The sequence below is a fragment of the Ancylobacter polymorphus genome (assembly GCF_030813495.1).
GTDB lineage: Bacteria > Pseudomonadota > Alphaproteobacteria > Rhizobiales > Xanthobacteraceae > Ancylobacter > Ancylobacter polymorphus.
The window spans coordinates 118,332-144,238 of sequence record NZ_JAUSUI010000001.1 but is presented as its reverse complement, the minus strand read 5'-3'; the positions used below and the strand labels follow the sequence as shown (position 1 = coordinate 144,238).

Annotated in this window: 31 protein-coding genes; 25 read left to right on the top strand and 6 right to left on the bottom strand. The window is 68.4% G+C overall.

Annotated features, from left to right (window positions below):
* Nucleotides 1-2: 2 nt before the first annotated feature.
* Complete coding sequence (locus J2S75_RS00845) at nt 3-890, bottom strand: proline iminopeptidase-family hydrolase (protein WP_307018463.1); 888 nt, start codon at nt 888-890, stop codon at nt 3-5.
* 116 nt (nt 891-1,006) lie between these two features.
* Here J2S75_RS00845 and J2S75_RS00840 point away from each other — a divergent pair, with 116 nt between their 5' ends.
* Together J2S75_RS00840 and J2S75_RS00835 are read left to right on the top strand one after the other, a co-directional pair.
* A complete protein-coding gene (locus J2S75_RS00840; protein ID WP_307017297.1) occupies nt 1,007-1,768 on the top strand; it encodes a helix-turn-helix transcriptional regulator in 762 nt (253 codons plus the stop codon).
* Nucleotides 1,769-1,870: 102 nt separating this feature from the next.
* The gene (locus J2S75_RS00835; RefSeq protein WP_307017295.1) at nt 1,871-2,782 is read left to right on the top strand and encodes a proline iminopeptidase-family hydrolase; all 912 of its coding nucleotides are present in this window, start codon (nt 1,871-1,873) and stop codon (nt 2,780-2,782) included.
* 24 nt (nt 2,783-2,806) lie between these two features.
* On the opposite strand, the gene phnX is transcribed toward J2S75_RS00835, so the two are convergent.
* The 3 genes from phnX to J2S75_RS00820 all read right to left on the bottom strand — a co-directional run bounded on the left by phnX (nt 2,807) and on the right by J2S75_RS00820 (nt 5,536).
* Nucleotides 2,807-3,625 (bottom strand): phosphonoacetaldehyde hydrolase, encoded by an 819-nt coding sequence (phnX, locus tag J2S75_RS00830; protein ID WP_307017293.1) that lies wholly within the window; start codon nt 3,623-3,625, stop codon nt 2,807-2,809.
* Nucleotides 3,626-3,759: 134 nt separating this feature from the next.
* The gene (locus J2S75_RS00825; RefSeq protein ID WP_307017291.1) at nt 3,760-4,452 is read right to left on the bottom strand and encodes a response regulator transcription factor; all 693 of its coding nucleotides are present in this window, start codon (nt 4,450-4,452) and stop codon (nt 3,760-3,762) included.
* Complete coding sequence (locus tag J2S75_RS00820; protein WP_307017288.1) at nt 4,445-5,536, bottom strand: sensor histidine kinase; 1,092 nt, start codon at nt 5,534-5,536, stop codon at nt 4,445-4,447. Before J2S75_RS00820 ends, J2S75_RS00825 begins: the two co-directional genes overlap by 8 nt.
* A 641-nt stretch (nt 5,537-6,177) precedes the next feature.
* Here J2S75_RS00820 and gvpA point away from each other — a divergent pair.
* From gvpA to J2S75_RS00720, 20 genes are all read left to right on the top strand, one after another.
* On the top strand, nt 6,178-6,390 hold the full coding sequence (gene gvpA / locus J2S75_RS00815; RefSeq protein ID WP_018390783.1) for a gas vesicle structural protein GvpA: 213 nt from the start codon (nt 6,178-6,180) through the stop codon (nt 6,388-6,390).
* A gap of 166 nt (nt 6,391-6,556) precedes the next feature.
* Nucleotides 6,557-7,438 (top strand): hypothetical protein, encoded by an 882-nt coding sequence (locus J2S75_RS00810; RefSeq protein WP_307017284.1) that lies wholly within the window; start codon nt 6,557-6,559, stop codon nt 7,436-7,438.
* A 104-nt stretch (nt 7,439-7,542) separates the two neighbouring features.
* Nucleotides 7,543-8,601 (top strand): gas vesicle protein GvpN, encoded by a 1,059-nt coding sequence (gene gvpN, locus J2S75_RS00805; RefSeq protein WP_307017282.1) that lies wholly within the window; start codon nt 7,543-7,545, stop codon nt 8,599-8,601.
* Nucleotides 8,598-8,948, top strand: a complete 351-nt coding sequence (locus J2S75_RS00800; RefSeq protein WP_307017281.1) for a hypothetical protein — start codon at nt 8,598-8,600, stop codon at nt 8,946-8,948. The genes gvpN and J2S75_RS00800 overlap by 4 nt, the downstream gene beginning before the upstream one ends.
* A gap of 30 nt (nt 8,949-8,978) precedes the next feature.
* A complete protein-coding gene (locus J2S75_RS00795; RefSeq protein ID WP_307017279.1) occupies nt 8,979-9,542 on the top strand; it encodes an Hsp20/alpha crystallin family protein in 564 nt (187 codons plus the stop codon).
* A 4-nt stretch (nt 9,543-9,546) separates the two neighbouring features.
* Nucleotides 9,547-10,560 (top strand): hypothetical protein, encoded by a 1,014-nt coding sequence (locus J2S75_RS00790; protein ID WP_307017277.1) that lies wholly within the window; start codon nt 9,547-9,549, stop codon nt 10,558-10,560.
* Nucleotides 10,557-11,351, top strand: coding sequence for a GvpL/GvpF family gas vesicle protein (locus J2S75_RS00785; RefSeq protein ID WP_307017275.1), 795 nt, complete (start codon nt 10,557-10,559; stop codon nt 11,349-11,351). The genes J2S75_RS00790 and J2S75_RS00785 overlap by 4 nt, the downstream gene beginning before the upstream one ends.
* A 10-nt stretch (nt 11,352-11,361) precedes the next feature.
* On the top strand, nt 11,362-11,613 hold the full coding sequence (locus J2S75_RS00780; RefSeq protein ID WP_307017273.1) for a gas vesicle protein GvpG: 252 nt from the start codon (nt 11,362-11,364) through the stop codon (nt 11,611-11,613).
* A gap of 71 nt (nt 11,614-11,684) precedes the next feature.
* Nucleotides 11,685-11,975 (top strand): gas vesicle protein GvpO, encoded by a 291-nt coding sequence (locus J2S75_RS00775; protein WP_307017271.1) that lies wholly within the window; start codon nt 11,685-11,687, stop codon nt 11,973-11,975.
* A gap of 90 nt (nt 11,976-12,065) precedes the next feature.
* The gene (locus J2S75_RS00770) at nt 12,066-12,407 is read left to right on the top strand and encodes a gas vesicle protein (RefSeq protein ID WP_307017269.1); all 342 of its coding nucleotides are present in this window, start codon (nt 12,066-12,068) and stop codon (nt 12,405-12,407) included.
* Complete coding sequence (locus tag J2S75_RS00765) at nt 12,397-14,517, top strand: CDC48 family AAA ATPase (RefSeq protein ID WP_307017267.1); 2,121 nt, start codon at nt 12,397-12,399, stop codon at nt 14,515-14,517. The genes J2S75_RS00770 and J2S75_RS00765 overlap by 11 nt, the downstream gene beginning before the upstream one ends.
* Complete coding sequence (locus tag J2S75_RS00760; protein ID WP_307017265.1) at nt 14,514-15,527, top strand: GvpL/GvpF family gas vesicle protein; 1,014 nt, start codon at nt 14,514-14,516, stop codon at nt 15,525-15,527. The genes J2S75_RS00765 and J2S75_RS00760 overlap by 4 nt, the downstream gene beginning before the upstream one ends.
* A 68-nt stretch (nt 15,528-15,595) precedes the next feature.
* Nucleotides 15,596-16,393: a GvpL/GvpF family gas vesicle protein gene (locus J2S75_RS00755; RefSeq protein ID WP_307017263.1), complete on the top strand. Its 798-nt coding sequence runs from the start codon at nt 15,596-15,598 to the stop codon at nt 16,391-16,393.
* Entirely contained in the window at nt 16,386-16,622 is a 237-nt protein-coding gene (locus J2S75_RS00750; protein WP_307017261.1) for a gas vesicle protein, read from the top strand. Before J2S75_RS00755 ends, J2S75_RS00750 begins: the two co-directional genes overlap by 8 nt.
* A 10-nt stretch (nt 16,623-16,632) precedes the next feature.
* A complete protein-coding gene (locus tag J2S75_RS00745) occupies nt 16,633-17,325 on the top strand; it encodes a GvpL/GvpF family gas vesicle protein (RefSeq protein WP_307017259.1) in 693 nt (230 codons plus the stop codon).
* Nucleotides 17,322-17,627, top strand: coding sequence for a gas vesicle protein K (locus J2S75_RS00740; RefSeq protein ID WP_307017257.1), 306 nt, complete (start codon nt 17,322-17,324; stop codon nt 17,625-17,627). Before J2S75_RS00745 ends, J2S75_RS00740 begins: the two co-directional genes overlap by 4 nt.
* A gap of 197 nt (nt 17,628-17,824) precedes the next feature.
* Nucleotides 17,825-18,088 carry a metal/formaldehyde-sensitive transcriptional repressor gene (locus J2S75_RS00735; RefSeq protein ID WP_307017255.1) on the top strand — a complete coding sequence of 88 codons (264 nt, stop codon included), beginning with the start codon at nt 17,825-17,827 and terminating at the stop codon, nt 18,086-18,088.
* Nucleotides 18,089-18,096: 8 nt separating this feature from the next.
* Nucleotides 18,097-19,062 carry a CDF family Co(II)/Ni(II) efflux transporter DmeF gene (gene dmeF, locus J2S75_RS00730; protein WP_307017253.1) on the top strand — a complete coding sequence of 322 codons (966 nt, stop codon included), beginning with the start codon at nt 18,097-18,099 and terminating at the stop codon, nt 19,060-19,062.
* A 146-nt stretch (nt 19,063-19,208) separates the two neighbouring features.
* A complete protein-coding gene (locus tag J2S75_RS00725) occupies nt 19,209-20,237 on the top strand; it encodes a L,D-transpeptidase family protein (RefSeq protein WP_307017251.1) in 1,029 nt (342 codons plus the stop codon).
* Nucleotides 20,238-20,372: 135 nt separating this feature from the next.
* Complete coding sequence (locus J2S75_RS00720; RefSeq protein ID WP_307017249.1) at nt 20,373-20,756, top strand: hypothetical protein; 384 nt, start codon at nt 20,373-20,375, stop codon at nt 20,754-20,756.
* A gap of 5 nt (nt 20,757-20,761) precedes the next feature.
* Here the strand turns inward: J2S75_RS00720 and eutC are convergent, their stop codons facing one another.
* Both eutC and J2S75_RS00710 read right to left on the bottom strand, forming a co-directional pair.
* The gene (gene eutC, locus J2S75_RS00715; protein WP_307017247.1) at nt 20,762-21,595 is read right to left on the bottom strand and encodes an ethanolamine ammonia-lyase subunit EutC; all 834 of its coding nucleotides are present in this window, start codon (nt 21,593-21,595) and stop codon (nt 20,762-20,764) included.
* Complete coding sequence (locus tag J2S75_RS00710) at nt 21,592-22,980, bottom strand: ethanolamine ammonia-lyase subunit EutB (protein WP_307017246.1); 1,389 nt, start codon at nt 22,978-22,980, stop codon at nt 21,592-21,594. Before J2S75_RS00710 ends, eutC begins: the two co-directional genes overlap by 4 nt.
* A gap of 181 nt (nt 22,981-23,161) precedes the next feature.
* Here J2S75_RS00710 and J2S75_RS00705 point away from each other — a divergent pair, with 181 nt between their 5' ends.
* From J2S75_RS00705 to J2S75_RS00695, 3 genes are all read left to right on the top strand, one after another.
* The gene (locus J2S75_RS00705) at nt 23,162-23,905 is read left to right on the top strand and encodes an alpha/beta fold hydrolase (protein ID WP_307017244.1); all 744 of its coding nucleotides are present in this window, start codon (nt 23,162-23,164) and stop codon (nt 23,903-23,905) included.
* A gap of 124 nt (nt 23,906-24,029) precedes the next feature.
* Nucleotides 24,030-25,085: an agmatinase gene (gene speB / locus J2S75_RS00700; RefSeq protein WP_307017242.1), complete on the top strand. Its 1,056-nt coding sequence runs from the start codon at nt 24,030-24,032 to the stop codon at nt 25,083-25,085.
* Nucleotides 25,085-25,885, top strand: a complete 801-nt coding sequence (locus J2S75_RS00695) for a carbon-nitrogen hydrolase family protein (protein WP_307017240.1) — start codon at nt 25,085-25,087, stop codon at nt 25,883-25,885. Before speB ends, J2S75_RS00695 begins: the two co-directional genes overlap by 1 nt.
* Nucleotides 25,886-25,907 lie beyond the last annotated feature (22 nt).

Here is a 25,907-nt window from a genome sequence, read left to right as displayed (position 1 = left end):
CTCTAGCGCGACACGCTGGCGAGAAAATCGAGCAGCGGCGGGTAATAGCCGGCCGGATTCTCGTAGAACGGCATGTGGCTGGCATTGGCGACGACGTTGAGGCGCACATCCGGCAAAGCGTGCTTCATCTTCATCGCGCAGGCCGGGGTGAGTTCGTCGCGCTCGCCCACCACGATGAAGGTCGGCACGGTGATGCGCGGCAGATCGGGAATGCGGTTCCAGTCCTTCAGATTGCCGATATAGAGAAATTCGTTCGGCCCCTGCATCGCCATGTAGGGGCCCATATTCCAGTCCGAGAGCGAGCGCTGCACCGGCGCCGGCCATTCCGGCAGGCGGCAGACATGGCGGTAGTTCAGGATGGTGATCGCCGCCTGATATTCGGGGTGATCGAACGTGCCGGCGGCCTCGTGCTTCTGCATCATCGCCACCGTCTCGGGGCCGAGCGCGGCGCGCAGCTTCTCCAGCTCGCTCGCGAGATGCGGCATGTCCGCCACCGTGTCGGCGAGGATCAGGCTCTTAAGCGCTTCCGGGTAGGTGAGCGCATAGTCGATGGCGAGCCAGCCGCCCCAGCTATGGCCGAGCAGATGCACCTTGCCGAGACCGAGCGCGGTGCGCACCGTCTCCGTCTCCTCGACATAGCGTTCGATCGTCCACAGCGATGGATCGGTCGGACGGTCGGCCGCGCCGGTGCCGAGCTGGTCGAAGGCGACGACGCGGTAGCCCTGGTCGATCAGGCAGGAATGCGCCTCGCGCAGATAGTCGCAGGGCAGGCCCGGTCCGCCATTGAGCAGCAGAACCGTCTCCTCGCCGGCGCCGAAGCTGTAGGCGACCACGCGGTGCGCGCCGACGCTCACTTCCCGCCGCTCCTGCGGCTCGATTTCCCGCCACATCGACCCGGCCATCCCTGCTCAACATTAAGGCATGCTCATTTCCTAGAGAAATCGGGAGTCCAATCCAGCTATCAGAAGTGATAGGGTTGCCGGTGCGAAGCGGAGAGGACGCAGCCATGGGCGCCGAGATTGCGGCGATGGAGGAACGTTTCGGCGCAGCGGCAACGCTCAGCGCGCAGGTCGACCTGCTGTTCGAGGCGATGGCCGGCTTCGGCTTCGACGCGCTCATCTACGACTACACCCCCGCGCGCTATGATCTGCGCGGCGAGCAGATGCTTCCTTCGGTGCTGGAACTGCGCAATGTCGACGAGACCATGCGCGACTACTGGTTCGGCCACGGTTATTTCCGGCTCGATCCGGTGCAAAAGGTGGCACTCGGCACCACGAGGCCCTTCGTCTGGAACTATGATTCCCGGGCAGAAACGGTGATCCGCACCTTCATGAACGAGGACAGCGCCCCGGTCGCCGCCTTCCTTGCCGAGCGCGGCCTGAGTGCCGGCGTCACCGTGCCGGTGCATCTGCCCGGAGGGGACTACGCGACCGTTACCGGCATACGCTGCGGCGACCACCGCTTCGCCGAGCACGAGGCGCCCGGCTGCCTCGGCGAATTCGGCCTGCTGGCACATATGTTCCAGCATGCGGCGGCGGACGGGCTGCGCGGCGACCGCCGGCTCGACGGGCTGCCCCGCCTCACCGCCCGCGAGCGCGAATGCCTGCGCCACGCCGCCGATGGTCTCTCGGCCAAGGAGATTTCCCGCACGCTCGGCCGCTCCGTGCCCACCGTGGTGATGCATCTCAACGCCGCCATGCGAAAGCTGGAGGCGAAGAACCGCACCCAGGCGGCGGTGCGCGCGGCGCGGCTGCGGCTGCTCGACTGAAGTCCGGAGCGACACCCCGCCTATCACTTCTGATAGCTGCCGCCCCGGAACGCGGCTTTCTATTTTCCTCGGCCATCGAAGGACAGCCGCAGGAGAATCGGCATGAACGCAGCCGCCAGTGTGGAAGGGTTCATGCCCTTTCGGGGCTATGAGACCTGGTACCGCGTGACGGGCGATCTCGCCGGGCCGCGCCTGCCGCTGGTAGTGGCGCATGGCGGGCCGGGCTGCACCCATGATTATGTCGACGCCTTCAAGGGCATCACCGCGCTGGATGGCCGGGCCGTCATTCATTACGACCAGCTCGGCAATGGCAAGTCGACCCATCTGCCGGAGAAAGGGCCGGAGTTTTGGACCGTCGACCTGTTCCTGGCGGAACTCGACGCCCTGCTCGCCCATCTCGGCATTGCCGGGCGCTATGCCTTTCTCGGCCAGTCCTGGGGCGGCATGCTGGGTGCCGAGCACGCGGTGCGGCGGCCGGAGGGTCTAAAGGCGCTCATCATCGCCAACTCCCCCGCCAACATGCACACCTGGGTCGCCGAGGCGAACCGGCTGCGCCGCGACCTTCCCGCCGAGGTGCAGGCGACGCTGCTGGCTCACGAGGCCGCCGGCACCCTCTCCCATCCCGACTACATCAAGGCCTCGATGGCGTTCTATGACCGCCATGTCTGCCGGGTCACGCCCTGGCCGGCGGAGGTCGCGCGCACCTTTGCGGCGATGGACGAGGACAACACGGTCTATCGCCACATGAACGGGCCAACCGAGTTCCACGTCATCGGAACGATGAAGGACTGGACCATCGAGGACCGGCTGCCGCAGATCGCCGCGCCGACACTGCTGATCTCGGGCGCGCATGACGAGGCAACGCCGGAGGTGGTGCGGCCCTATCGCGAGAAGGTGCCGGACATTCGCTGGGTGCTGTTCGCCGATTCCAGCCATATGCCGCATGTGGAGGAGACGGAAGCGTGCCTTGCCACCGTCTCCGACTTCCTCAGGGAGCACGACGCCCGGAGCTGAGGCCCCGCCACCGCGCCGGCCCGCTCAGGGCCGTTCGCCCCGCGCCAGACGGCCATTGATGACCGCCAGCACCGCCGGCAGGTCGGCGACGCTGTCGATGACATAATGCGCCCCGGCTCCGGCCAGTTTCGCCACGGCGCGTGCCCGGCGGGCGGCGAATTCGGCGGGTGGCAGCGCCTCGGTATCGGCGCGCGAGAGGCCGAACACATTGCCGGAGACGGCGACCCCCACCGTCCACGCCCCGGCGTTCAGCCCTTCGGCGATGCCGACCTCGGTGTCGTCGATCTTGACCACGGTGGAAGGCGGGTAGACCTGAAGGTCGGTCAGCACCTTCCACATCAGGAAGGGCGTCGGGCGGCCATCGGGCACGTCGCCGGTGCAGGCCATGGCATCGGCGGCAAAACCCTGCGCGGCCGCGATGGGCGTGATCTTCGCCATAATCTCGCGCGTGTAGCCGGTGGTGCTGCCGATCTTCAGCCCCTGCGCCCGCACGAACGCCGCCATGTCAGCCGCGCCGGGGATCAGGTCGGCGTAATCGGAAGCGACGGCGATGTTCTTCGGCACGAAGACCTCATAGACCGCGTCGATATCGGCCTCGCCCGGCGCGTGGCCATGAACGCGCTGCCATTCGGCGGCGATGCGCGGCATGGCGAGCAGCGCCGCCACATGCGGCCGCTTGGCCATGCCCATCGGCACCCGTGCCTCGTCGATGCTGATCGCGACATTGAAGGCGGCGAAGGCGTCGACGAACGCGCCCATCGGGGCCAGTGAGCCGAAATCGACAACGGTGCCGGCCCAGTCGAAAACGACGGCCTGCAGGTGAGACAATGACATGGCGTTCATCCGGTTGAAGGCTCCGGTGCTGACGGCCCGGACCCAAGGTGCGCGGCTACGCTATCCCGCCCTTTCGTGTCAGGCGCAAGACCACGCCGCCGCCAAACCGAGACCGGCGGCGTGGTCCTTCTCGCAGGACGTGCCTAGCGTGGTTTGCGCAGCAGCGGGCAGCCATATTCGGCCCCGCCGCGCCCGCCATGGTCGCGCGAACACCGCATCGGGTTGTACGTCGCCTTGGGACACGAACTGACCATGCGCACCAATTCGACCGGCGATTGCACGCCCATCTTGTGCAGCAGGTTGATGCGATGACCTTCGACCGCCTTGACGCTGAGATTGAGCGCGTGCGCCGCCACCTTGTTGGGCTGACCGCGCAGCATGCATTGCAGCACCGACTGCTCGCGCTCGGTGAGGGTGGCGAGTTTGGCTCGGATGCTGTCGCAGATGACCTCGCAGGCATAATTCTGCGAATCCCAGCGGATCCAGTGCTGCACCAGCTGAAGCAGCACGGTGTCGTTCACCGGCTTCTCCAGAAAGTCGCGCGCACCCGCATGCAGCGCCCGCACCGCCATCACCACATCGGCATGCCCGCTGATCATCACCACCGGCATGGTCCAGCCGATCCGCCCGACCTGCTCAAGCACATCGATCCCGTTGATACCGGGCAGTCGCACATCCAGCAGCAGGCAGGAGGGACGGCTGATATGGGCGAGTTCGAGGAAGGGCTGGGGGTGCTGGAACATCTCGGTCCGCAGGCCGACCGACCGGAAGAGGGCGGCGAGTGAGGCGTTGAGACCGGGGTCGTCATCGACGATGTAGACCGCCGGCTCACGCATCGGCCACCTCGTCGCCGCCACGGCACGGCAGGCGGATGGTGAAGCGGGTGCCCTCTCCGCACTCCGGCGCAGCCTCGATGCTGCCGCCGAGCCGCTGGGCCAGGGTGCGGGCGATGGACAGTCCCAGCCCCGAACCATTCACCTTGGTGGTAATGAAGGGCTCGAAGATGCGTTCGCCCAGTTCCGCCGGCAGGCCGATGCCGGTGTCGCGCACATCGACCCGGACTTTCGACCTTCCTTCCCGCGTCGTGCGGATGTCGAGATGACGGTGGCCGAGGGGCTGGGTTCCCATCGCCTGGATGGCATTTGTCACCAGGTTGAGAATGATCTGCTGCAGGATGATCTGGTCTCCCCGCACGGTCGGCAAGTCCGGCGCCAGACTGAGCCGGAAGTCGATGCACTGCTCGCGCATCGCCGGCTCGGCAAACCCCAGCACCACTTTCACCGCCGCATTCACGCACGCATCGGTGGAGGGCTGTGGCGCTCCCTTCAGAAAGGAGCGCAGGCTCTTGACCACGTCGCCCGCACGCGCGGCCTCTGAGCCGATATTGATCAGAACCTCATCCAATTCCCCGGCCCGCACCGCCCGGCCGGTCAGCGAGCGGCGGGCGGCGCCGGCGAAATTGACGATGGCCCCGAGCGGCTGGTTGATCTCATGCGCGAGCGCCATCGCCATCTCGCCGAGCGCCGCCTGGCGATCGGCACGCAGCAGTTCCTCTACGAGAACCTCGGTGGCGCGCTGAGTTGCCCGCCAAGAGGTTTCGTCGATGAAGGCGAGCGCCCGCAGCGTACCTCCTCCTTCACCATCAATGGTGAAACGCCGGATCCGCAGGTCCTGCGGCGGGCGGCCGGCCGCCATGCGCACCAGATCGATATCGTCCGCCTGCCCCTGCGTGTCCGACAGCATCGCGGCAATGTCGGCGGGAGCAAAGGAAAGATCGGAAAGGACAGCCTCGGCGGAGCGCCCGATGAGTTGGCTGCGCGTTCTCCCGAACAGGCGGCAGAAGGCGATGTTGGCCGTTCGTATCGCTCCACGACGGAAGCTGATCACCCCTTCGGGGAAATTCGCCAGGACCGCGTCCACCGGATCGCCCTGCCAGATCGTCCTTCTCCGCGCACCACTGACATTCTTCGGTGGACGACTAAAGGAACCAGGATCGCAGCCAAATATTACAGATGATTTCATTTCAATTTTCCCAATAAACTCTCGCCCCCGAGACCGTTTATCGTTAGACGTTTGGGTAATTAAGATGATCGATCAGCTGTTTCGGTACAGCCGCTCTCGAAATTATGCAAATGAATATTTTATTTTGGCGATCTGAAGCCCGCCTATGGGCGCTTACGACCCAACTGCATTGTCGCATTGCAGGGGCGAGCGGCTGCGTCTCCGCCCGCAAATGTCGCGCCCAGGTCGATGACTGCACGTTGACCCCCGAATGATACCACCTCGCAGTGTAGGGGGAAGCGGTTCTTAGGCAGCTGCACAAGGCGCTCCCCTCATTCAACCAAGGGTTTGCCCTGCCGCCACAAGGGATCGCCCCCCACGGTACCCCAGTGGCCCCCGACGAAGCCGGATTTGCCTGCCGCCGTCGCGGGATAAGGCGCCTTTCGCTCCGGGGCGCGTCCGTCGCAGTGTGGCGTCGCTCGAAGGCTCCGTTGGAGGCTCTGCGGAGCTCGTTCGGTGACATTCGGGAATTATCCAGCTTTCATTCTGAGGAGGTTCAAATGGCCGTAGAGAAGATCAACGCCTCGAGCAGCCTGGCCGAAGTCGTGGATCGCATCCTCGACAAGGGCGTGGTGGTCGATGCTTGGGTGCGCGTTTCGCTGGTCGGCATCGAGCTGCTGGCCGTCGAGGCCCGCGTCGTCGTCGCCGGCGTCGACACCTATCTGAAGTATGCCGAAGCCGTCGGGCTCACCGCGAGCGCCCAGGCGGCGTGAGGCGCGGCCGGGCGAGCCGTGAGGCCCCGCTCGGCGCCGCCTCCCGGAGGGGACCCAGCCGCGCGACTTGCACCGTTTCGCGCAGGGTCCTGAAGCCGGCACCGATCAGTCTGCTTCCCAGACTGATCGGTGACTCCGGCGACATGCGCCAGCCAGGATGGCCCGAGTGCCCTTTCCGGCTTCCGGCGACGACGACACCACCACCGTCAACGAGGGCAAGGAGCATCCGAGCATGTCTTTGACCAGCCAGATTTCACAGACCATCGCGACCCTTGCCTCCACGCGCGAGGCGCGTCGCGAGGCGCTCGGTCGCATTCGCCAGGACAGCGCCCGCCACCTCGGCGAGGCCCATGCCGCCCGGCGGCGATCGGCTTTGGAGCAGCAGAAGCGCCTCGACGAGGCCCTGCGCAGCATCAAGCTGGGAACCGCCATTCTCCTCGGCGAAGCCGACGAGCGGATTGACCGCTACCGCAAGGAACGCGCCCAGCAGGCCGCCCGCCTCGACCGCGCCCTCGCCGATGGTTTCAAGGCGTTGCGCGGCAATACCCGCAAATGGCTCGGCGCGCAGGCCGCTCAGCGGAACGCGGAAGCCGCCAAGGCGCTTGGCCAGCGCCAGCAGGACCGCAAGGCTCTCGGCAACGCCGTGCAGGAGCTGACGGCGGACAACATCGCCTTTCTGGCGGCGCTGACCAAGGACCGGCAGCAGGCGTCCAGCCTTTGGCACGGGCGCGTCTCCTCCGGCACACCCGCCAAGGTCGAGCCGGCACCCGTCGCGCCCACCAAGGTCGAGCCGCCGAAGGTAGAGGCTGCGGCGGTCGTGGAGCCGGTGAAGCCCGCTCCCGCGCCGGTGGAAGCCGCGCCGGCCGAGCCGGCGAAGGCTGAACCCGCCAAGGTCGAACCCGCTAAGGGCGAACCGATCAAGGCGGAGCCGGCCAAGACCGAATCCGCGAAGGCGGCGCCTGCCACGGCCGACAGCAAGCCCGGCAACGCCAAGCCTGCCGCCGACAAGGCTTCGGGCGACAAGACGACCTCCGGCAAGTCCGCCTGATCGGCACGGCCGGGTTGATCGACAAGGAGCACCGGCGTGTTGACGGCGCCGGTGCAGGGCAGCATCGCGACCCCGCCCGTTCGGGCAAGACGAGGATTTTCGGCATGACGAGTGAGGCCGCATCTCAGGAGCCGGTGTCGGCTCTATCCGGTTTTGGCGGCGGAGCGCCGGCCGCGCCGAAGGACGCCGGGCGCGCCGCCCGCTCCACGCTGACTCCTCGTCCGCGTACGGGGTTCGTCGAAACCGATCAGGTGCGCGACCTGACCCGGCGCGGACTGGCCTTCCTCAATGCCGGCTATCCCCTGCACTTCCGGGGTCCGGCAGGAACCGGCAAGACGACGCTGGCGCTGCATGTGGCGGCACAGCTGGGTCGGCCGGTCATTATCATCACTGGCGATAACGAACTCGGCACCGCCGATCTCGTCGGCTCGCAGCGCGGCTATCATTACCGCAAGGTGGTGGACCAGTTCATTCACAACGTGACCAAGCTGGAAGAAACCGCCAACCAGCACTGGACCGACCATCGGCTCACCACCGCCTGCCGCGAAGGGTTCACCCTGGTCTATGACGAGTTCACCCGCTCGCGGCCGGAAACCCACAACGTCCTTCTCGGCGTGTTCGAGGAGCGGATGCTGTTCCTGCCGGCGCAGGCCCGCGAGGAGTGCTACATCAAGGTCCACCCGGAATTCCGGGCGATCTTCACCAGCAATCCGCAGGAATATGCCGGCGTCCATGCCAGCCAGGACGCCCTCGCCGACCGGCTTGCGACCATCGACGTCGATTATCCCGACCGGGCGATGGAGCTGGCGGTGGCCGCCGCCCGCACCGGGCTTCCCGAAGCCAGCGCCGGGCGGATCATCGACCTTGTCCGCGCCTTCCGCGCCTCCGGTGACTACCAGCAGACGCCGACCATGCGCGCCAGCCTGATGATCGCCCGTGTGGCGGCACAGGAGGGCTTCGCGATTTCTGTCGACGATCCCCGCTTCGTGCAGCTGTGCTCCGACGCGCTGGAATCGCGCATCTTCTCCGGCCAGCGCGCCGAGAATATCGCCCGCGAGCAGCGCCGCGCCGCGCTCCACGCGCTGATCGCCGCGCACTGCCCGCCGCTGGCCCGCCCTCGTCGCGCTGGCGCGAAAGCCGGCATCGAAGGGGCGCGGCCATGACCGCCGAGCCGAAGACGCCGCGCACAAGGGGACTGCGGGACGTTGCGACCGTCCAGACCCGGCTGACCCGCTCCGCCCCGGCCAACCGTACGCAGGCCGTGAGCCGTTTCGCCCGGCTGGAGAATGAACGCACCCGTCTCCTGCGCGAACTGGAAGCCTGGAGTGCCCGCCGCGCGGAGGCGGAGCGGATGCTGGCCAAGGTGGACGAGGAACTGGCCTCGATGCGCACGCTGCTCCTCGACGCTCCACCCTCCCCGGCCCGTGAGGCGCCCGCGCCCCGCCGGCGTCGACGTGAGGAAGTCAAAGCCGCGCCGCCGCCGTCGCCGCACGCGCTCATCGAATACTAGGCCTCCCATTCCGCCAAGGGAAAATGCGCCATGACCGGTCAGGACGACAGCAAGGACAAGGACGAGGCCCCGCGGAAGAAGGCGGGTTCTCGGCCTGAGAACGCCTCCAAGGCCGAAGCCATGGCCGATCTCGGCGCCGCGTTTCGCGGCCTTGGCGGGCTTGTCGAAATGCTCGGCTCGCTGGTCGAAAAGGCCGAAGAGGTACAGCGCGAGGGCGAATTCAAGGTGAAGGGCCTGGGAGACCAGGCCCGGGGCGTCTACGGCTTCAGCCTGCGCACCGGCATCAGCGGCGTTCCGCAGGTCCGCCGCTTCGGCAACCTCAACCCCACGGCCAAGGGCCCGGTGGTCGAGGATGTGCGCGAGCCGCTGGTGGACGTGTTCGACGAGGACGAGGACGTCATCGTCACCGCCGAAATTCCCGGCGTGGCGGAAAGCGAGATTTCCCTGTCGCTGGAAGGCACCCAGCTCTCGCTCTCCACAACCGGCCGCCATCTCTACGCCAAGACGGTGACTCTGCCCGGCCCGGTCGACCCGGCCTCGCTGGAGCGCAGCCATCGCAACGGTATCCTTCAGGTCAAGCTGCGGAAGGTCTGACCCGATGACCGGCATCGTCGAGGGGGTCGGCACGTTCATGGTCGGGTCGGCCCGGGTCCGGGTCGTCACGGACTGCGCGGTCGACATCTCGGCCATCGTCCAGGCGGAAGAGCGCGTGGTGCGCAAGCTCGCGGATCAGGGCGCGTGGCCGCATGAGACGGTCACGCTGTTCGTGCTCGATGATCTCGCGCCGCTGGTCGGCCAGCTGGCGCGCACGCACCGTCTGGTCGCCGACGATCTCGTCCGCCTGCCCCAGCGCCCGATGGTCAATCTCTACGATCCGCGCCACGCGAGCGAGTGCTTCGTTTTCGTCAATCGTCCGATCATGATCGCCGAAGGCTTCTGGGGCGACGGCCTTGCCGCCGAGGCGCTGCTCGCCCATGAGCATGCCCATCCGCTGTCGGAAGCGCCGGCCACCATGGCGGCGCGCGGCCTCAAGGTGGAAGCCGACGGCCCGGCCGCGCTCGCGCCCCTCGCGGCGGAACTGGGCCGCACCCTTTCGACCGGCGCGGTGACGGAACTTCTCGCCAATGCCTATTGCATCGCTCACGGCTTTGCCGACGCCCTGCACCATCTCGACCGGCTGACCCTCGCACGGGCGGTGAACAATCTGCCGCAACGCGCGGAGCTGGAGCGGCGCGCAAGCGCCGCCGTGGCCGCCGGCACACTGGCGGAGAACCAGCTGCGGCCGCTGCTGCGGCTCGCCGATGCGCAGATCGGCCTGCCCTTCGCGCTGGAGGTCGTTCCCTTCGCCCAGGCGGGACGATCCGCCGCCGCCGCGGAACTCGACGCTCTGCTGGTCGACGGGCTGATGGCGCGCATGGCCACCGAAGTCGCGAGCACCTACCACGATCTGCGCGCCTGCTTCCTGCATCTGCGGCCGGAATGGACCGCGCCCGCCGTCGCCGCCTGGTGCACGCGCATCCTGGACCGCCTGTCGGATTTCCTCTCCGCCGGCGGCGCCCCCCTTTCCCTGCGTCTGGCCGCGACGCCTCCCACCGCCAAGAGCCCGTCATGAGCGCCACCCTCACCCTGCCCGGCACCGCCGAGACCGCCGCCGCCGGCGACGGCAAATATCTCTACGGCATCATCGAGGCGCCGGCCCCGGCACGGTTCGATGTCCCGGCGATCGGCGGGCGCGGCGACGAAGTTCACACCCTGCAGCTCGGCCGGCTGGCGGCGGTGGTGAGCAATTCGCCGCGCATCGAGTACGACAATAGCCGCCGCAACATGCTGGCCCACACCAAGGTGCTGGAAGCGGTCATGGCCCGCCACACGCTGCTGCCCGTGTGTTTCGGCACCGTCGGTTCGGACGCGGAGACGATCATCGAGAAAATCCTGCGGGCGCGGCGGGACGAACTCGTCAGCCTGCTCGGCCAGATGCACGGGCGGATGGAACTCGGGCTCAAGGCGTCGTGGCGCGAGGAAACGCTCTTCGATGAGGTGCTGGCGGAGAACCCCGGCATCCGCAAGCTGCGCGACTCGCTGGTCGGTCGTTCGCCGGACCAGAGCCATTATGAGCGTATCCAGCTCGGCGAGCTGATCGGTCAGGCGCTGCAGCGCAAGCGGCAGGAGGATGAGGAGCGTGTGCTCGAACGCGTACGCACCTTCGTCCATAAGACGCGCCTTAACAAGGTGATCGGCGACCGGATGATCGTCAACGCGGCCTTCCTGGTCGACGAGGCGCTGGAGCCCGGGCTCGACGCGGCCATCCGGGCGATGGACGAGGAATGGGGCGACCGGCTGAGCTTCAAATATGTGGGTCCGGTGCCCCCCTATAATTTCGTGACCATCACCATTCACTGGTAGGGCGGACGCCATGGGCATGCTGACGGATGTGGTGTTCGCCCCGGCGGTCGGGCCGCTCAAGGGCGTGCTCTGGCTGGCCCGCCTCATCGCCGATCAGGCCGAGCGCACGCTCTATGACGAAGGCGTCATCCGTGCCGCGCTGCTGGATCTGGAACAACAGCTGGATGCCGGCACCATCGACGAAGCCGCCTACGAGGCGCAGGAAACCGTCCTGCTGGCCCGGTTGAAGATCGCCCGCGAGCGCATGCGTAGCGGACTCTAGCGACACGGCCGCCCGGACGGAGCCCCGCTCCGCCCGGCGCGGCAATTCACGGCACAGGCGCGGCCGCGCGGATGGGCGCGCGGAGCAGGAGACCAGGCATGGCGACGACATTGGAACTGATCCGCAAGGTGAAGACGCAGGTTCAGGAACTCACGGGCTTCTCCGCCGACAGCGTGTCCGAGTTCAGCGCCAGCGACGGCGGGTGGGAAATGACGGTCAACCTGCTGGAGTTGAAGCGCATTCCTTCCTCCACCGATCTGCTGGCGGCCTACCGCATCACGCTCGACGGCGAGGGCAATGTGACCAGCTATCACCGCATGCGCCGCTATCTGCGCGACCAGGTGATGGAGGATGCACCGTGAGCGGACGCAGGGCGGAGCGGCGCCATCGCGCGCCGCGCCTCGTGACAAGACCATGAGCCGCTGCGGCGCATGGAAAGGGAGTGAACCGGAATGAACGAACAGCGGATGGAGCACTCCCTTCAGGCGGTGGGGCTGGCGGATATTCTCGAACGCGTGCTCGACAAGGGTATCGTCATCGCCGGCGACATCACCATTTCGCTGGTCGAGGTGGAACTGCTGAACATACGCCTCCGGCTGGTGGTGGCGTCGGTCGACCGGGCGATGTCGATGGGCATCAACTGGTGGCAGAGCGACCCGCATCTCAACGCCCAGGCGCGGGAATTGGCGGAAGAAAACCGGCTCCTGCGCGCGCGGCTGGACCGGCTGGAAGCCGCCGTCGCACCGCCGCAGGAGCCGGCGCCGGCCGGGCAGGAGGCGTCCCATGGCGGATGATCCCGCCCCGGCCAGCTTCCGGGTGTGCGAAGCGCCGACGCGCGATGTCGGCCGGGGATTGATCCGGCTCGACCCCGACGACATGGCGCGGCTCGGCGTGGAGGTGGGCGATGTGGTCTCCATTCTCGGCCGCCGCACCACGGTGGCGCGGGTGATGCCCGCCCATGCCGGCATGCGGCGCCAGAGCCTGGTGCAGATGGACGGACTTGCCCGTGTCAATGCCGGCGCCAGCCTCGACGAACAGGTGACGCTCCACCCGGCCACGGTGGCGAAGGCGCGCGCCGTGACGCTGGCGCAGGTCGGCGCCAGTGCCCGCTCGCCCGACACGCGGACCCTTCGGCGCCTGCTCGACGGCATTCCCATGCTGGCTGGCGACCGGGTCCGCGCCGCGCTGGTCGGTGCCCAGACGCGCGAATTCACCGTCGAGAGCTCCGACCCGCCCGGCCCTGTCATGATCGGGCCGGAGACCCAGCTGCGCTGCCTCGACGGCACCAATGAGGGCAACGCCGTCACCTATGAGGATGTCGGCGGCCTCGGGCAGGAGGTCCGCCGCATCCGCGAGATGATCGAGCTGCCGCTGAAACACCCCGAAGTGTTCCAGCATCTCGGCATCGACCCGCCCAAGGGCGTGCTGCTCTGCGGACCGCCCGGCACCGGCAAGACGCTGATCGCCCGCGCCGTGGCGCGCGAGGCCAATGTGCATTTCATCCACGTCAACGGCCCCGAAATCATCGACAAGATGTATGGGGCGAGCGAGGCGCAGCTGCGCCGCATGTTCGACGAGGCGGAAAAAAACGCCCCGTCCATCATCTTCGTCGACGAACTCGACGCCATCGCCCCCAAGCGCGAGGAGATGAGCGGCGACCGGCAGGTCGAGCGGCGGGTGGTCGCCCAGCTTCTGGGACTGATGGACGGGCTGCAGTCGCGCGGTCAGGTCATCGTCATCGCCGCCACCAATATTCCCAACGCCATCGACCCGGCGCTGCGCCGGCCCGGCCGGTTCGACCGCGAGATCATCGTCGGCGTGCCGGACGAGAACGGGCGCCGTGAGATCCTGGAAATCCACACACGCGGCATGCCGCTGGCCGGCGATGTCGATCTTGCCCGCCTCGCCTTCCGCACGCCCGGCTTTGTCGGCGCTGATCTGGCGGCACTGTGCCGGGAGGCGGCGATGAGTGCGCTGCGACGGCTGATCCCCGACATCAACTTCGCCGATGGCCGCGTGCCGGACGAGAAGCTGGCCGCTCTGGTGGTCACGGCGGAGGATTTCGTCGTCGCCCAGGCCGGCACCCAGCCCAGCGCCCTGCGCGAGATCGTCACCCAGCCCTCGCACAAGCGCTGGTCGGATGTCGGTGGGCTCGACGCCATCAAGCAGCTTCTGGTGGAGGCGGTGCAATGGCCGACCCGCCATGGCGCGCTCTATGCTGCCGCCGGCATCCAGCCGCCAAAAGGCATCCTGTTCTATGGCGGGCCGGGCACCGGCAAGACCCTGCTCGCCAAGGCGCTGGCGGGCGAAAGCGGCGCGAACTTCATCGCCGTGAAAGGCCCGCAGCTGCTGTCCATGTGGGCCGGCGAATCCGAGCGCGGCGTGCGCGAAGTGTTCCGCAAGGCCCGCCAGACCGCGCCCTGCATCATCTTCTTCGACGAGATCGATACGCTCACCCCCAATCGCGGCGCCACGGGCGGGGCGCTGACCGACCGCGTGGTGGCGCAGTTGCTGACCGAGATCGACGGTGTCGAGGATCTGCGCGGCGTCACCGTGCTGGCGGCGACCAACCGGCTCGACCAGATCGACCCCGCCCTGCTGCGCCCCGGCCGCTTTGACTTTCTCGTCGAGTTCCACGCCCCCGACCATGCCGGCCGCCGCGCCATTCTCGACGTGCACGCCGGGCGCATGCCGCTGGCGCCGGGCGTCGACCTCGACGCGCTTGCCGCCGCGACCGAGGGCATGGTCGGCGCCGAGATCGAGGCGCTGTGCCGGCAGGCCGGCGTCGCCGCCATCCGCGAACGGGTTATGGGCCACGCACCGGCGGACGCCGCCGCGCTCGCGGTGACCTCGCATCATTTCGACGAGGCCCTGTCGGCCATGAAGAAGGAGCGTGCGGCATGAGCGGTGTTCTCGTTTTCGCCGTGGTGCCGGCCGACCGGCACACACCCGGCCTGCTTGCCGCCGCCGAGGGCCTTCCGCAGGGGCTGCGCTCCATCGTTGCGGGCTCCCTTGCCGCCGTGGTCGGCGACGCGCCGGAAGGCGGGCTGAAAGGGCGGGAGCGGAACGCCCTGCTGCCCTGGCTGCTGGCGAGCCAGAAGGTGATGGAACGGCTGCTGGCGCGTGGCCCGGTTCTGCCGGTCGCGCTCGGCACGGTGGCTGACGATGAAGACCGCGTGCGGCACATGCTCGATGCGGGCGCGTCCGTGCTCGATGAAGGCTTTCGAACCATCGGCGACAGCATCGAGATGAGCCTTTCCGTCGCCTGGCCGCTCGACACGGTGGTCGCGCGCCTGCTGCCAGGCGTCTCCGCCGAACTAGTGAGCGCGGCCGCCAGCGGCGGTGACATTGAACGGCAGGCGCTCGGCACGCTGCTCGCCGGCCTCGTCGCGGCCGAGCGGCGTCGGGTGAGGGCGCGGCTGGTCGAGCGGCTGGCGGAAATCGTCCGTGACTTCACCGTCAGCGAGCCGACCGAGAGGGGTGGCGTCGTCGACCTGGCGCTTCTGGTCGACCGGGCGGCGGAGCCGGCGCTGGGCGCGGTGCTGGACGCGCTCGACGCGGAGTTCGACGGCACCCTCGCCTTCCGCCTCGTCGGCCCGCTCCCTCCCTACAGCTTCGCCACGGTGCAGGCTCATCTCGCCACGTCCGCCGAGCTCGCCGCCGCCCGGCAGGTTCTCGGCGTGGAGCCGGGCGCGACGCCCGAGACGGTCAAGGCCGCCTACCGCCGGCTGGCGCGCGAGACGCACCCTGATCTGGTTCCGACCGGCACACAGGACGGAGACGACCGCACGGCAGATGCCGGCCCGGCCGGCGACGCGGCCCGCTTCCTCGTGCTGTCCGACGCCTTCCGGGTGCTGGAAAGCGAATTGTCGCCGGTGTCGCTGCGCCGGCCCGACCCGCTCTTGCGGGAGTGACCGACCGGCCGGCGGCATCGGCCGCGCCACAAACGGAGCCGCGGCAAGCGGCCGCGAGGGAGGCACGCATGCTGTATGTCTACGCCATCGTGGCCGATCACGCCGCGGGAGCGGAGGCGCTTCTGCCGGCGGAGGGCATCCTGCCCGGCGCCGCGGTGCGGCTCGTGCCGGCGGGCGCGTTCCACCGGCAGGCGCCGGACGCCAGTGGCCTCAGCGTGCTGGTCAGCGAGGTGCCGGACACCGTTTTCGGTGAGGAGCAGTTGCGCGCGCATCTCGGCGATGCCGACTGGACCCGCGCCCGCATCCTCGCCCATCAGCGTGTGGTGTCGGCCCTGCTTCCGGTGGCGACGATTCTGCCGCTGAAATTCTGCACTCTGTTTGCGCAGGATGCCTCGCTCGGCGCGGCCCTTGCCACTCGTCGCCCGGCGCTGGGGGCCACCGTCGCCCGTCTGCGCGGCGCGCGGGAATGGGGCGTGAAGCTGTTCTTCGCCGCCCCGCCTCGCTCCACCCGCCCCCTTGAGCCGGTCGGCGCCGGCGCGGGGCTGGCGTTCTTCCGCCGCAAGAAGGAAGAGCAGGAGGCCCGTGCCGCCGCCGAAGCCGCGCTCGACCACTGCGTCGCCGCCAGCCATCGCCGTCTCGCCGGACTCGCGCGGGCGGCGGTGGCCAATCCGTTGCAGCCACCGGAACTGCACGGGCAGGCGGCGGTGATGGCACTCAACGGCGCCTATCTCGTTGCGGCGGAAGACGAGCCGGCCTGGCGGGAAGCGCTCGCGGAGCTGGAACAGGCCCATGCCGCCAGTGGCGCCCGCTATGTGCTCACCGGCCCCTGGGCCCCGTATCATTTCACAGGAGACGGGCTTGTCTGAGCTTCCCCCCATGCCGTCGCGCCATTCCGGCGAGATTGCGGTCGCCGATCTGCTCGACCGCGCCCTGCATAAGGGTCTCGTGATCTGGGGCGAGGCCACGATCTCGGTGGCCGGGATCGATCTCGTCTATCTCGGCCTCAAGCTTCTTCTGACCTCGACCGACACCATGAACCGGATGCGCGCGACGGCCAACGCCCCGCCGGACGAGTCGCATCTCCAGGCCGATTAGGGCGACGCCCATGCTGTATCTCTACGCCATACTGGAATCGCCGCCGCCGCAGAAAACGCTTCCCGCCGGCATTGGCGGGGCGGTGCCGGTCTTTGTCGAAACGCACGGCCTTGCCTGCGCCGTCAGCGCGGCGGCGGATGCGACCATCGCGCCGGAACCTTCGCAAATCTGGCGCCATCAGGAGGTCGTGGCAGCGCTGATGGAAGGGCGGCCGGTGCTTCCGCTGCGCTTCGGAACCGTGGTGGCCGACGCCGCCGCCGGGCTGCGCCTGCTGGCACGCCATCATGCCGAACTGAGCGCCCAGCTCGACCGGGTAAGGCATTGCGTCGAATTCGCGCTGCGCGTCGCCGGTTTCGCCGAACACGCCGATCCAAGCCTTGATGCCGGGCCACTGTCCGGGACGGGACCCGGCGCGTCGCACCTGCGCACGCTGGTCCGGCGGGAGCGCGGCTGGCCCGCCTCCAGCGACGGTTTCCCGCACGGCACGCTCAACGCCCACGCACAGTCGCGGCTGCTCTGGGCCCGCTCGCCCTCGCAGCCGGACCTGCGCGCCTCCTTCCTCGTCCAGCGGCGCAGCGCCGCCGCCTTTCTCGACGATGTCGCCGCGCTGCAACGCCTGCGGCCGGACCTCGGCATCACCGTCACCGGGCCATGGCCGCCCTATTCCTTCTCTGATCCCGACCTTTCCGGAGGCCCCGAATGACCGCGCCCTGCACGGCCGAAACCCTGGAGAACGCTCTGCGTGGGCGCATCGACATCGACCCGGAAAAGGTGGAGCAGGGCCTGGTCAAGCTGGTGCTGATGCTGGTGGAAACGGTGCGCCAGGTGGTCGAGCGGCAGGCGATCCGCCGGGTGGAGGGCGGCACGCTCTCCGAGGAGGAAACCGAGCGGCTCGGGCTCGCCCTGCTGCGGCTGGAAGAGAAGATGGCCGAACTGCGGCGGCATTTCGGGCTGGACGACGCCGATCTCGATCTCAAGCTGCACCTGCCCTTGAGCGAACTCTAACTCTCTGACCGCACGCACCTTCGGTCGCCAAGCTGCCCCCTTGTGCGGACATTGATCCAGCCGCGGCCCGCACCCCGCAGTGCCGCCCGATTTGCCATCCGCGCCGCTCGCCGGGAGCCCCGTCCCAGCATGCGGCGCGAACGGAGACTTGCCCGCCCGGCACAGATAGGGTACCCCCCTATCCTATGTCGCATCTCATGACCCCCAATCCGGCTCTTCTCGCCCGTGTCCAGCGCATTGCCGGGCAGGTGGCGGCGATCGAGCGGAGCCTGGCCGGGGGCGCCGATTGCGCCGATCTCCTGCACCTCGTCGCTGCCACGCGTGGCGCCATCGGCGGCCTGATGGAGAAGATCGTCGAAGAGCATCTCCACGCCCATGTCGCCGACCCCGACCTCACCCCCGCCGCCCGGGCCGAGGGCGCGCGCGAGCTGATGGACGCCATCCGCCGCTACAGCAAATAGGTTCCGTCATGATCCCGCTGCCGGATCCGCAGGCCTTCGCCCACCCGCACCAGTTTCTCAGCGCCCGCCATGACGAGAGTTCGCGGCGCACGCGGCTCGTCGTGCTGCTGACGGCGGCGATGATGGTCGGGGAGATCGCCGCCGGCTTCTATACCGGCTCCATGGCCCTGCTGGCCGACGGGTTCCACATGGCGACCCATGCCGGCGCGCTCGGCATCGCCGCCCTCGCCTATGGTTATGCCCGCCGGCATGCGGCGGATGCCCGCTACAGTTTCGGCACCGGCAAGGTGGGCGATCTCGCCGGCTTCGCCTCGGCGGCGATCCTCGCCATTGTCGCCGCCGCCATGGCGTTCGAATCTCTGCTGCGGCTTTACCAGCCGGTGGAGGTGGCGTTCGGCGAGGCCGCGCCGGTGGCGGTGCTGGGGCTGATCGTCAATCTGGTCAGCGCCTTCCTGCTCGGCGGCGGCCACGCCCATACGCACGATCATTCTCATGGCCATGCCCACGATCACGATCACGGCCACGATCACCCGCATCACCCCGCCGTCGGCGGCGGCGACAATAATCTGCGCGGCGCCTATCTGCATGTGCTGGCCGACGCGCTGACCTCGGTGCTCGCCATCATCGCGCTCATCGCCGGTGGCAGCCTCGGCTGGGTGTGGCTCGACCCGGCCATGGGCGTGGTCGGCGGCCTCGTCATCGCCCGTTGGGCATGGAGCCTGATGCGCGACACCGCCGCCGTGCTGCTCGACACCACCGATGCGGAAGTGGCGGCCGAGGTGACACTGGCCGTCGAGGGCCCCGGCGATGTCCGCATCGCCGATCTGCATGTCTGGCGCATCGGGCCGGAGGCGCATGCCGCCATCATCAGCGTCGTCGCGCCCCTGGGCGTCACCTGCGACGCCATCCGCGCCCGGCTGGCGCCGGTGCATGAGCTCAAGCACATCACCGTCGAGTGTCGCCACGCCGCCTGAAAAGGGGCGGTCACAGCTTCGCGAAGGCTGGCCGGGCTAACCTTCTGGAAACCATGCGGGCATTAATCGGAAACGATCGGCACGCTGGAGCACTCTCTCCGCCCCCTGCCGTCGATCCGCCTTGATGCGACGCTAGCCGAGCTGCCATGAACCTGTTGCGCACCTTCTTCCTGCTCGGCTTCGCCTTGCTCCTCGCCGGTTGCGCGAGCATGGACGGCGACGATCGCGGCTCGATCCCCATTCCGCAGAAGCTGATGCAGGAGATGGCCGCCAAGGGCATGACGCCCGACGACCCGATCATGGTGCGCATCTACAAGCAGGAGAGCGAACTGGAGGTGTGGAAGCGCACCCGTTCCGGCCGCTATGCCCTGCTCAAGACCTATCCGCTCTGCCGCTGGTCGGGCAAGCTCGGCCCCAAGACCCGCGAGGGCGACCGGCAGGCGCCGGAAGGATTCTACACCGTCACGCGCGGCCAGCTGAATCCGCGCTCGCAATATTACCTCTCCTTCAATCTCGGCTATCCCAACGCGCTGGAACAGGCGCTCGGCTATAGCGGCAGCGCGCTGATGGTGCATGGTGCCTGCACCTCGGCCGGCTGCTACGCCATGACCAATGACGGCGTCGGCGAGGTCTATGCGCTGGCGCGCGACGCGCTCGCCGCCGGTCAGCCCGGGTTCCAGGTGCAGTCCCTGCCCTTCCGTATGACGCCCGCCAATCTGGCCGAACACCGCGCCAACCCGAACATGCCCTATTGGCGCAATCTGAAGGAAGGCACCGACCTGTTCGCCGTCACCCGCGTGCCGCCCAATGTCTCGGCCTGCGGCGGACGCTACCGCTTCACATCAGGCACCCAGCCCGCGCCGGCACCGACCGACCCGCTCGCGCCCTGCCCGGCCGTCGCCCCCGACGCCGCCCTTGTGGCGGCGGCGAGCAAGCAGGCGCAGGACGAGCAGACCATCGCCGCCCTCGCCGCCAGCCGCCCGCCGGCCAATGCCTCCTATGTCGATGGCGGCATGCACCCGAGCTTCCGCGACATTCTGCGCCGCTCCGGCCCGCAAAAGCTCGCGGCGATGACCTCGGGCGGCAAGGTCCCGGTGAGCGAGCCGACCGCCGCCCTCGCCGATCCCTATAAGGGCGCCGAGCCGGGCTATGAGGAAGGCGACAGCGCTAATTAGAGCGTTTTCGAGCGAAGTGGATACCGGTTCGCGTGAAGCAAACGCGACAAAACAACTAACTACCGGCGCCCTGCCGTCTTCCCACGGCCTGCGCTTTGCGGCAGATAGGCCCCTCACGCTGAGGCAAGAGGCGAGATGGCCACCCGAATGACCCCGAGCGAGATGCTGGCCACGGCCCGCCATCTCAAGCGCCTGCCCTTCACGGAAGGCGACCTCGCCCTTATCCGCTCCGGCACACCGGCGGTGGCGCCGAAGCTGTCGGCGAAATACGAGCCCTCCGACGGGTTCTATTACCTCGCCGCGCCCTCGCTCCATATGGAGTTCGTCGTGGTGAAGGAGGTGCGGCTGCGCCTGCCCTTCCTCACCCTGCCGCGCTACGTGATCCTCATGGGGTTCGAGCATGGCGAGACATGGGAAATCGGGCCGACGGTCAAGCGTTTGCGCGCCGTGCCTTACATCTTCCAGCGCATGGCGGCGGCCGATAGCTGGCTCGACAGCGAATATGGCCGCAAGAAATAGCGCCTTCAGCCGATCCGCACCGGCGGCGGGCGACCGCCGACCAGCAGCAGGTCGCTCTCGTCCTTCAGCGTTACCCCGGTGATCTGCCGCGCCAGCGCCTCCTTCAGCAGCCAGGCGAGCTTGAAGGCGGCGTGCTCGTGCGAGAGCCCCTCGCCGCGCACATTGGAAATGCAGTTGCGCTCGGCATCGGAGCGGCCGGCGCGCGGGGCGAAGGTGAGGTAGAGGCCGAGACTGTCCGGCGAGGAGAGCCCCGGCCGCTCGCCGATCATCACCACGCAGGCACTCGCCTTCAGCCGTTCCCCCACCTCATCGCCGAGAGCCACACGCGCCTGCGACGCGATGCAGATGGGCCCGACGCTCCATCCGGCCTCGGCGATCCGCGCCTTGAAGGCGGTGAGGAACGGCACCGCCTGCGCGTGAATCGCCGTGGAGGAGAGCCCATCCGCTACCACGAGCGCAAGATCGACCGCCGCCCCCGCCCGCGCCGCCAGCAGCGCCCGGCTGTCCTCGGACAGCCGGCGTCCGAGATCGGGCCGGCGCAGATAGGCGTCGCGCGCCGGGGCGGCGGATGTCACTTCCAGCGTCTCGAAGCCGAGCGCGGCGATTTCCGCCGCCATGCGGGCGGAATCGAAGGGCAGGTGCACCGCGTCGCGCGCCTGCGCATGGGCGAGCGCGAAGCGCAGCACCTCGCGCGTCGGCAGGCCGGTGCCGGCGCGCCCCAGCGCGATGCGGGCCGGCGTGATCCCGGCGAGCCGGCGCCAGCTGTCCTCGATCACCGCCGCGTCAATGACAGGCTCCTCGCCCGCCGGCTCGACCGCGTCTTCCCGCGCCGGGCTCATGCCGCCAGTTCCGGCGCGGCGGCGAGCAGCGGATGGCTGCCGCGCTGCGTCTTCAACCGCCCGCCGGGATCGGTGATGCCCATGCGCTGCAGCCACGCCTCGAATTCCGGCGCCCGCTTCAGCCCCAGCACCTCGCGCAGATAGAGCTGATCGTGGAACGAGGTGGACTGGTAGTTCAGCATCACGTCGTCCGAGCCGGGAATGCCCATGATATAGGTCACGCCCGCCGCGCCGAGCAGCGTCATCAGCGTGTCCATGTCGTCCTGGTCGGCCTCGGCATGGTTGGTGTAGCAGACGTCGCAGCCGAGCGGCACGCCCATCAGCTTGCCGCAGAAATGGTCCTCCAGCCCGGCGCGGATGATCTGCTTGCCGTCATAGAGATATTCCGGCCCGATAAAGCCGACCACGGTGTTCACCAGCAGCGGCTTATAGGGACGGCAGACCGCATAGGCGCGCGCTTCCAGCGTCTGCTGGTCGACACCGTAATGGGCATTGGCGGAGAGCGCCGAGCCCTGGCCGGTCTCGAAATACATCACATTGTCGCCGAGCGTGCCGCGCTTGAGCGAGAGCGCCGCCTCCCGGCCCTCCTTCAGCGTGGCGAGGTCGATGCCGAAAGAGGCATTCGCCTTCTGCGTACCCGCCACCGACTGGAAGACGAGATCGACCGGCACGCCGCGATTGATCACCTCGGTGGAGGTGGTGACATGGGTCAGCACGCAGGCCTGGGTCGGGATGTCGAAGCGCTGGATGATGCCGTCGATCAGCTTCAGCAATTCGCTCAGCACCGGAACACTGTCGGAAGCCGGGTTGATGCCGATCACGGCATCGCCGCAGCCATAGAGCAGCCCGTCGAGGATAGAGGCGGTGACGCCGGCGGGATCGTCGGTGGGATGGTTGGGCTGGAGCCGCACCGCCATGGTGCCGGGCAGGCCGATCGTGTTGCGGAAGCGCGTCACCACCCGGCACTTCTTGGCGACCGCGATCAGGTCCTGGTTGCGCATCAGCTTGGAGACGGCGGCCGCCATTTCCGGCGTGATCGCCGGAGCGAGAGCAGCGAGCGCCTCGCTGGTGGCGCCGTTCGAGAGCAGGAAGTCGCGGAAAGCGCCCACCGTCATATGCGAGATCGGGCGGAAGGCGGCGGCGTCATGCGTGTCGATGATCAGCCGGGTGACCTCGTCTTCCTCATAGGGCACCAGCGCCTCGTTGAGGAAGGTGGTGAGCGGCACGTCGGCGAGGCACATGCGGGCGGCGACATTCTCTTCCGCCGTCGCGGCGGCGATGCCGGCCAGCATGTCGCCCGAGCGTAGCGGCGTCGCTTTCGCCATCAGGTCCTTCAGATCGGCGAAGGCGTAAACATGCGATCCGGCGACGGTGCGGTAGGCCATGGGCAGGTTCCCTCGGCGCCCGTGCTCAACAGGGCGCCATGGGCAAAATGTACCCTGCCGCCGCGTGCCGGCAAAGCGCAACTTCGGTCGTCCCCTCTCGGCGCAGCGCTGCTGGCATGCCACGCTGGACGCAGGCGCCGCCGGCCGTTACCACGCGCCGGAAATCCTCGGAGGAAACGCCATGGCCACCTTCATTCTCATTCACGGCTCCTGGCACTGGGGCGGCTGCTTCCAGAAAGTGGCGAACCTGCTCGGCGCCGCCGGCCATGCGGTGATCGCGCCGGACCTCGCCAGCCACGGTTTCGACCCCACGCCCACCGCCGCCGTTACCGACATTTCCATCTATGCCGCGCCGGTGCGCGCGGCGCTGGAATCGATCGAGGGCAAGGCGATCCTCGTCGGCCATTCCGTTGGCGGCGCCACCTGCACCTGGCTGGGCGAGGAAATGCCGGAGCGCATCGAGGCGCTGGTCTACCTCACCGGCTTCATGGCGCCCAACGGCAAGAGCGCGCGCGACTTCGTCATGACGCCGGCCTATCTCAAGGACCCGGCCATCGTGGAGACGCAGGGCATGCTGCGGCTCGGCAAGGAGGGGCTCGGCCTCGATCTCTCCCGCCGCGACCTCATCGCCCATTCGCTCTATTCGGACTGCAGCGCGCATGACATCGACCGCGCGCTGCCCAATCTCGTGCGCCTCACCCCGCACGCGCCCTTCGCCACTATCTCGGCCATCACCCCGCACCGCTTCGGCCGCTTGCGCCGGCACTATATCGAGTGCCTGAGGGATCGCGGCCTGCCGCTGGCCGTGCAGCGGGAGATGCAGGCGGCGGTGCCGGGCGCGCATGTCCACGCGCTCGACACCGGCCATTCGCCGTTCTTCAGCGCGCCGGAGGCCGTGGCGGAGCTGTTATTGAACATCCGCTGAGCCCGCCGGGCCACACCCGGCCCTCATCCGGCGGGGAAACGTCCGCGCCCCCTTCCCCGCCGGCCCCGGCACCCGCTAGCCTGAGCGGACTTCCAGAAGCCCGAAGGCTCACCAAGAGGCTCGAATGTCCGATCAGGAAAAGCTCGCCGCGCTGCGCGCCAAATACGCCGGCATTGGCGGGGGCGTCGTCTATGACGAAACCTTCAAGCGCGTCGCCGAAATGCAGTTCAAAGACGGCGAAAAGCGCGTCTGGCCGTGGGCCGGCGCCGCCACTTTGCTCGACGCACCCTATCGCCCCGATGTGCAGGAGCTGGCCGATTTCGGCGGGCTCGACATGGCGCTCATCGGCGTGCCGATGGATCTCGGCGTCACCAACCGCGCCGGCGCCCGCCTCGGCCCGCGCGCGGTGCGCGCCATCGAGCGCGTCGGGCCCTATGAGCATGTGCTCGGCATGGTCCCCGCTGCCGAAGCCAAGGTGGCGGACATTGGCGACGTGCCGTTCCGCTCGCGCTTCAGCCTCGATTCCTGCCATGAGGACATCGAAGCCTTCTACAAGAAGATCGTGGCGGCCGGGGTGATCCCGCTCTCCTGCGGCGGCGATCATTCCATCACCGGCTCCATCCTCAAGGCGGTGGGCGAGAAGCGCCCGGTGGGCATGCTGCACATCGACGCCCATTGCGACACGTCCGGCACCTATGAGGGCGCGAAGTTCCACCATGGCGGCCCCTTCCGCAACGCGGTGCTCGACGGCGTGCTCGACCCCGAGCGCACGATCCAGATCGGCATTCGCGGCGGCGCGGAGTTCCTGTGGGAGTTCTCCTATGAGAGCGGCATGACGGTCATTCATGCCGAGGAGGTCACCGGCATGGGCGTGCCCGCTATCATCGCCAAGGCGAAACAGGTGCTGGGCGACGGGCCGGTCTATGTCTCCTTCGATGTCGACAGCCTCGACCCCGCTTTTGCCCCCGGCACCGGCACGCCGGAAATCGGCGGCCTCACCTCGCGCGAAGTGCTGGAACTGCTGCGCGGGCTGAACGGGCTCGACGTGATCGGCGGCGATGTGGTGGAAGTGGCCCCGCAATATGACGCCACCTCCAACACCGCCCATGCCGCGGCACAGGTGCTGTTCGAGATCTTCTGCCTGGCCGTGACGGCGCACAAGGCACGGAAGGGCTCCTGATGCGCCTCGCTCTGTGGCAGACGGCGGGCGATCCCGGCAACGACCCCGCCGCCAATCTCGACCGGCTGGACGCGGCGGCAGCAAAGGCGGCGGAAGGCGGTGCCGATCTGCTGCTGGCGCCGGAGATGTTCCTCACCGGCTACAATATCGGCCGCGAGGCGGCTTTGGCCAAGGCGGAGCCGGCGGACGGCCCGAGCGCCCGCCACGCCGCCGACATCGCCCGCGCCCATGGCATCGGGCTTTGCTACGGCTATCCCGAGCGGGGCGATGGCGGGGCGATCTATAATTCCTGCCTGCTGCTCGACAAGGACGGCACCCGCCTGCTCAATTTCCGCAAGACGCATCTGTTCGGCGATCTCGACCGGGCGATGTTCGCGCCCGGCGAGGGCACGGCGGAACTGGCCCGCTTCGAGGGTTACGGCGTCGGCATGCTCATCTGCTACGATGTGGAGTTCCCCGAGGCGGTGCGGGCGCTCGCGCTCGCCGGCGCCGACCTCGTTCTGGTGCCGACCGCCAATATGAAGCCCTATGACGCGGTCTCGCTCTATGTCGTGCCGGCCCGCGCCTTCGAGAACGAGTTCTACGTCGCCTATGCCAATCGCTGCGGCGTCGAGGGCGAACTCGACTATATGGGCCTGAGCTGCGTCGGCGATCCCATGGGCGGCAATCTGGTGCTGGCGGGCGATGGCGAGGAACTCATCGTCGCCGATCTCGATCCGGCCCGGCTGCGCGAGGCCCGCCGGCTCAGCACCCATCTCGGCGACCGGCGGCCGGAAGTCTACGGGCGGTCGAGCCGTTAGGCGTCATCCCGGCCGACAGCGA